Origin of the sequence: Mesotoga sp. Brook.08.105.5.1, assembly GCF_002752635.1 — a bacterium.
Taxonomy (GTDB): Bacteria; Thermotogota; Thermotogae; order Petrotogales; family Kosmotogaceae; genus Mesotoga.
On sequence record NZ_AYTW01000050.1, the window covers coordinates 1 to 1,358 of the forward strand.

General features: G+C 50.0%; 2 protein-coding genes. Both read left to right on the forward strand.

The annotated features are described in order from the left end of the window. Positions 1 to 355: 355 nt before the first annotated feature. On the forward strand, positions 356 to 637 hold the full coding sequence (locus V512_RS12970; protein WP_099830878.1) for a type II toxin-antitoxin system Phd/YefM family antitoxin: 282 nt from the start codon (positions 356 to 358) through the stop codon (positions 635 to 637). Further along, positions 634 to 1,032, forward strand: a complete 399-nt coding sequence (locus V512_RS12975) for a putative toxin-antitoxin system toxin component, PIN family (RefSeq protein WP_099830879.1) — start codon at positions 634 to 636, stop codon at positions 1,030 to 1,032. The genes V512_RS12970 and V512_RS12975 overlap by 4 nt, the downstream gene beginning before the upstream one ends. Positions 1,033 to 1,358 lie beyond the last annotated feature (326 nt).

Below are 1,358 nucleotides of genomic sequence, written 5' to 3' on the forward strand. Positions count from 1 at the left end.
GGGAGCTCCATTTCCTTCCTCTTTAGAAAAAACGGGACAGACTCCATTTTTTCAAGAGCCGTCCTTCGAGAGAGCAGAAGAGCGGTTCCGGCGCGCTGCGCCCAAGTTTTTCGTTCCGACGCTGCGCGTCCAGGTTCTTGGTTCTTAGGCCGCGGAGCGGAACTGGCGCGACGAGAAGAGCAGAGGTTAGAGGCGACAGGCTAGAGGTTGGAAGAGCGCAAAGATCTTGATCTTCTTACCTCTATCCTCATCCCTCTTACCTCTGATCCACCCCGCCGCCGCGACTGGTGCTTGCGATTGTGTAGGTAATTATGTGGGTCTCAATGTAAAATATGTTTGTACAGGAGGTGGTTTTATGAAGTACATAGCGACTCGAGACCTGAGAAGCAATCCCTCAGCGGTCTGGGAAACGCTTGATGAGGGATTGGAGGTTATCGTTACGGTTAACGGGAAGCCTAAAGCAATAATGATAAGGGCAGACGAGGATCTCGAATTTCTCATAAAGGCTATTTCCCGAGCAAAAGCTGAACTCGCAGTCGAAAGAATGCGGCTCCAGTCTTTGAAGAACGGTCTTGATAGTCTTTCTTCAGAGGAGATAGAGAAAGAGATCTCTGAAAGCAGAAAAGCGGATAGATGAAGATAGTAGTAGACACAAACGTCCTTGTCGCGGCTCTAATAAATCCTCACGGAAGTCTCGCAGGTGTTCTCAATTGTGTTCTCTCGAGTCGTGTTTATCCCTGTTTCGATGCAAGAATTATCGATCAATACGAGAGGGTTCTTCAAAGACCGAGATTTGGATTCAGGAGCGACGATATAAGGGCGCTTCTGGATTTCTTTGTTAGGGTCGGTTTTTTTGTGACTCCCGAACCAGTCTTTTTGGAGCTTCCAGATCAATCGGATTTACCTTTTGTTGAAGTCTCCAGAGCCACTAACAGTCCGATCGTTACGGGAAATGCTAAACACTTTCCCGCTGATTTCGTAACTGTCCTGAGTCCTGCAGCATTGCTTGAGATAGTTCATAGAAGGGTATGAAGAACGGCCAGTAAGGCTTTGCCCTCGCCAGTCTGCTTGCGCGACGGAGTCGTACTGGCATCGCGAAGCGATACTAGCGCCGGAGGCGACTGGCGGTTGTTAACAACTCTCCACGCTTTACTCTCCACCGATCTTAAGAACGGTAGGGTCAAGAGATGGCGCGGTGTAAGTACAGACCTTGTGAGGCCAGGCTGTTTACTCCCCTTTCGGGAGAGTGTCCCCCTCAAGCGGGTCATCTCATCCGTTTCCATCTCCTGCCACCTCAAACCGTACGTGCGGATTTCCCGCATACGGCTTTCCTGTGTGCTTCACCTCAAGGCTTATGG

Bases quoted from the DNA above. Each gene is read 5' to 3' on its own strand.
- V512_RS12970 (WP_099830878.1), top strand. From the start codon at position 356: ATGAAGTACATAGCGACTCGAGACCTGAGAAGCAATCCCTCAGCGGTC.
- V512_RS12975 (WP_099830879.1), top strand. From the start codon at position 634: ATGAAGATAGTAGTAGACACAAACGTCCTTGTCGCGGCTCTAATAAAT.